The sequence below is a fragment of the Stenotrophomonas sp. YJH_SMC_110 genome (genome assembly GCF_059369255.1).
Map to the genome: position 1 here is coordinate 1 of NZ_JCAFSM010000018.1, position 4675 is coordinate 4675.

Sequence of the window (4675 nt, forward strand, 5' to 3'; positions counted from 1 at the left end):
CGGTGTCGCCTCGCAGGGCGGTGACGTGGTCGGCCAGGTGGTCACCACCATGTCGGCCATCGAAGCCTCGTCGAAGAAGATCGCCGAGATCATCTCGGTCATCGACGGCATTGCCTTCCAGACCAACATCCTGGCGCTGAATGCCGCAGTGGAAGCCGCCCGTGCCGGCGAACAGGGCCGCGGCTTCGCCGTGGTCGCCAGCGAAGTGCGCACCCTTGCCCAGCGCTCGGCCGCCGCCGCCAAGGAGATCAAGGGCCTGATCGACGACTCGGTCGGCAAGGTTGCCGAAGGCTCCAGCCTGGTCCACCAGGCCGGCAGCACCATGGGCGAGATCGTCGCCTCGGTGCAGCGCGTGACCGACATCATGGCCGAGATCTCTGCGGCCTCGCAGGAACAGTCGGCGGGCATCGAGCAGGTCAACCAGACCGTGGTGCAGATGGACGAAACCACCCAGCAGAATGCTGCGCTGGTGGAAGAAGCCACTGCTGCGGCGCGCGCGATGGAAGACCAGGCCGTGCAGCTGGGTGAAGCCGTGGCCCGCTTCCGGCTGGCATCGCAGGGCACGATGGCCATCCCGGCACGCCCGCTGGCCGCACCGGTACCGCGACAGGTCGCAGCCGCCGCGCCTGCGGCAAAGCCGGCCCCGGCACGTGCGCTGCGCACGGCAACGGCCCAGCCGGCGCTGGCCACGGACGGCGACTGGCAGGAATTCTGACAGAAGCACGGGGTCAGATCCCTTTCCTGTGGGAAAGGGATCTGACCCCTTACGCGTGGAAAGTGATGCAAATCCCACTTCATAATCTGGTGCACGAGCCGATATCCCCATCGAGCCTCGCGCCAATGCGTGCTGGCGCCCGCCCCTGACCGTAGATTCCATGTCCGACGGCAACGACACTGCAGTGCATGATGTCCACGCGGCCGATGCCGCGGACGAACGATTCCTGGTCCGCAACCCGCGCCAGCTGCGCCAGCTGCTGCGCTCGCTGATCGACCAGCGATCGCTGATCAACGCCCATATCGACGGCCGCGACCGTTCCTTCCCGACCGCCCTGCTCGACCTCGACGAAGACGAGGACTTCCTGCTGCTCGATGGCAGCCCACAGGAAGCCTCCAACCGCGCCGCCGAGCAGGCCGATCACCTGCTGTGCTTCGCCCAGCTCGAACGCGTGCTGGTACGGTTCCGGCTGCACGAACTGCAGCGCGTGGACAACGACGGCCATGTGGCCTTCCGTGCGCCGCTGCCTGACGAACTGGTGCACCTGCAGCGCCGCGAGCTGTACCGGCTGGAGACGCCAGTCACCGATTCACCGCAGCTGCTGCTGCCACCCGGCGAAGCGCGGGCCGAAGCGCTGTCGATGCGGGTGGTGGACATCAGCGGTGGCGGCCTGGCCGTGGTGGTGCCCAATGACTGCGCGGTGTTTGGTCTGCAGAGGCGCTATCCGGCGCAGCTGTCGCTGCCGGACGGCCCCGACCTGGATATCGAACTGGTGGTCTGCAACCTGCTGCCGCAGCGTCAGCCCAATGGCATCGAGGTCAAGCGCGTGGGAATGCGCTTTGAATGCCTGCCACGCGGCGCCGACAGCGCCATCCAGCGCTACATCTTCCGCATCGACCGCCAGCGCAAGGCCCGCCGCAACGGCGAGCTCTGAGGCCGTCCGACCGGTAGTGCCGGCCGCCGGCCGGCAACCCTGGAACGCGTGCCGGGGTCAGATCCCTTTTCCCTGAAAAGGGATCTGACCCCATCCACGGCACTGCCCGGCACCTAAAGTCCCCCCCGGCGGGGCCGATATCGAGCCTGACACCGGGACTTCCGGCAGAACCAGGACCCCTCGATGAACGACAAGACCAGCTCCGCCGCCAGCGCCGGTGGCGAATTCCTCAGCTTCACCCTTGGTGACGAGCACTATGGCGTGGACATCCTCAAGGTGCAGGAAATCCGCGGCTACGACGCCGTCACCCGCGTGCCGGACGCCCCGGACTACATCAAGGGCGTGATCAACCTGCGCGGCACCATCGTCCCGGTCATCGACCTGCGCCTGAAGCTGCGCCTGGACAACGCCCGCTACGATGCCTTCACCGTGATGATCGTGCTGAACGTGGAAGACCGCGTGGTCGGCATCGTCGTCGACAGCGTCTCCGACGTGATCCCGCTGTCGGCCGAGCAGATCCGCCCGACCCCGGAATTCGGCGCGGCCGTCGACACCCGTTTCATCTCCGGCATCGGTACCCACGACGATCGCATGCTGATCCTGCTGGACATCGAGACCCTGCTCGACAGCGCCGACATGGGCCAGGCCAACCTCGCCGAAGACGTCGCTGCCTGAGCAAACGGAACTGCTTCACGTTCCAGTCACAAAACCCTTCAGTTCCCTTCGGCGGTGCCGATAGGGGGACAGAAGCCGGTCGCGCAGGAGCGCGCAGGACCGGCCCGATCGTTACCATCCCCGGAGATACCCTCGATGAAGTCCCTGTTTGCGTTCGTCTCGGCCGCTGTCCTGGCCACCACCGCCGCCTCCGCTTTCGCCCAGTCGGCCGACATGATCCCGCCGGAAATGGCGCCGCGTTCGGTCGGCAAGGACGGCATGGTCTGTGGCAAGGTCGAAAAGGCCCGTTACGCGGAAGGCTCCGAAGGCCAGCCGACCTTCCTGTACATGGGCGGCGCCTTCCCGCGCCACACCTTCTCGGCGCGTATCGCCGGCGAGAACCGCGGCAAGTTCTCCTTCCCGCTGGAAACCCTGGAAGGCAAGACCGTGTGCGTGATCGGCAAGATCCAGCGCGACGCCTCGCGTGCGGAAATCGAAGTCAGCTCGCCGGCCGGGCTGAAGCTGGCCAACATCAAGTAATCCGCCGTTCGTCGGACCACGCCGGGCCTGGTCCTGGCGTGGTTTCTGCTGCAACCGGGCCCGATGCCCGGGCGCGTCTGCCTTAGGAGCTCGCAACGCCCATGCCGTGGATCAACAACCTGAAACTGATGCCGAAACTGCTGCTGACCTTCGGCGTCCTCCTGCTGGTGATGCTGCTGCAGGGCATCGTCGCCTATCGCGGCCTGCATTCGCTGAACAACGTGACCACCGAGCTGGCCGGTTCACGCATGGAGAGCATCCGCATGGCCGGCGAGATGCGCGGCATGCTGGGCGAGTACCGCAATGCCGCCTACCAGCAGCTGATCCGCGCCAGCGATGACGTCAAGTCCGATGCGCGCAAGCAGGGTGTCGACCTGCGCGCCAGCATGGACAAGTCGATCAAGGAGTATCCGAAGCTGGTCGACAACCCGCAGCAGAAGAAGCTGTTCGACGCCTTCGCCAAGGAATGGAAGGACGCCCTGGCATCCTATGACAGCGTCACCGAGATGCTGGAGCTGGACCTGCCGGACGACGCCATCGATACCTTCGTCGGCGAAACCCGCACCAAGCACCGCAAGGCCGCCTCCGCGCTGGAGGCGCTGATCGCCGAAGACAACCGCCTCGCCCGCGCCTCGCGCGATGAGGCCGCATCCACCTACTCCGCCTCGGCCGTGCTGACCGTGATCGCCCTGCTGGGCGGCGCCGCGCTCGGCCTGGTGCTGGTGTGGCTGTTTGCCCGCGCCCTGGTCGGCAGCGTGCGTGGCGCCGTCTCGGTGGCCAACGACGTGGCCGGCGGCAAGCTCGATGGCCACATCGACGTCAGCCGCCAGGATGAAGTGGGCGAACTGATGCAGGCCATGCAGCGCATGCAGCGCGACCTGCGCGAGCGCATCGAGACCGACCAGGCCATCGCCCGCGAGAACCTGCGCATCCGTACCGCGCTGGACTACAGCTCGACCGGCGTCTACCTGACCGACACCAGCAACACCATCGTCTACAGCAACCGCGCCCTGCAGCAGACCCTGAGCCAATACCAGGACGAACTGCGCCGCGACCTGCCGGACTTCGATGCGCAGGCTTCGCTGATCGGCAAGCCGGTCACCGTGCTCGAACACCGCGGCGAGATGGACCAGACCCTGCTGGGCAACCTGAAGGCACACGGCGTCGCCCGTCGCCCGATGCAGTACGGCGATGCCCAGTTCGCCCAGGTGGTCTCGACCATCCGCAATGAAGGCGGCGACACCGTCGGCTACGTGGTGGAATGGCGCGACCGTACCCAGGAAGCGCAGGTCGAAGCCGAAGTGGCCCGCGTGATCGCCCAGGCCGCCGCTGGCGACCTGTCCGGCCGCATCGATGCCAGCGACAAGGAAGGCTTCTTCCTGCAGCTGGCCCAGCAGATCAACGGCCTGCTGGACGCCAACGCCGGCAGCATCGAGCAGATCTCCGGCCTGCTGGCCGCGCTGTCGCAGGGCGACCTGACCGTGCGCATGCACGGCGATTACCAGGGCGTGTTCGCCCGGATGCGCGACGACGCCAACGCCACCGCCGCGCAGCTGAGCGAGATCGTCACCCGCATCAAGCAGTCCAGCCGCGCGATCAGCTCCGCTGCCGGTGAAATCGCCTCCGGCAACAGCGACCTGTCGCGCCGCACCGAACAGCAGGCCGCCAACCTGGAGGAAACCGCTGCCTCCATGGAGGAACTGACCTCCACCGTGCGCCAGAACGCCGAGCACGCACGCCAGGCCAACCAGCTCGCCATCGGCGCGCACGGTGTCGCCTCGCAGGGCGGTGACGTGGTCGGCCAGGTGGTCACCACCATGTCGGCCATCGAA

The 4675-nt window shown here is 67.0% G+C and carries 5 protein-coding genes; all 5 read left to right on the forward strand.

The genetic code is table 11. The annotated features are described in order from the left end of the window. Nucleotides 1-715: methyl-accepting chemotaxis protein (locus tag AC5P6H_RS19225; protein WP_495202978.1), on the forward strand; the 715-nt coding region annotated here is incomplete at its 5' end. 160 nt (nucleotides 716-875) lie between these two features. Beyond that, on the forward strand, nucleotides 876-1649 hold the full coding sequence (locus tag AC5P6H_RS19230) for a flagellar brake protein (protein ID WP_262087736.1): 774 nt from the start codon (nucleotides 876-878) through the stop codon (nucleotides 1647-1649). A 183-nt stretch (nucleotides 1650-1832) separates the two neighbouring features. Next, complete coding sequence (locus AC5P6H_RS19235; RefSeq protein WP_014647021.1) at nucleotides 1833-2324, forward strand: chemotaxis protein CheW; 492 nt, start codon at nucleotides 1833-1835, stop codon at nucleotides 2322-2324. Between the two features lie 135 nt (nucleotides 2325-2459). Beyond that, nucleotides 2460-2843: a hypothetical protein gene (locus tag AC5P6H_RS19240; RefSeq protein ID WP_014647020.1), complete on the forward strand. Its 384-nt coding sequence runs from the start codon at nucleotides 2460-2462 to the stop codon at nucleotides 2841-2843. A gap of 101 nt (nucleotides 2844-2944) precedes the next feature. Beyond that, nucleotides 2945-4675, forward strand: a 1731-nt coding sequence (locus AC5P6H_RS19245; protein WP_495202979.1) for a methyl-accepting chemotaxis protein, incomplete at its 3' end; no start/stop codon positions are given.

What these genes read in the sequence shown, in the direction of transcription:
- AC5P6H_RS19235 (WP_014647021.1), top strand. Translation starts at nt 1,833, where the DNA reads ATGAACGACAAGACCAGCTCCGCCGCCAGCGCCGGTGGCGAATTCCTC.
- AC5P6H_RS19240 (WP_014647020.1), top strand. Translation starts at nt 2,460, where the DNA reads ATGAAGTCCCTGTTTGCGTTCGTCTCGGCCGCTGTCCTGGCCACCACC.
- AC5P6H_RS19230 (WP_262087736.1), top strand. Translation starts at nt 876, where the DNA reads ATGTCCGACGGCAACGACACTGCAGTGCATGATGTCCACGCGGCCGAT.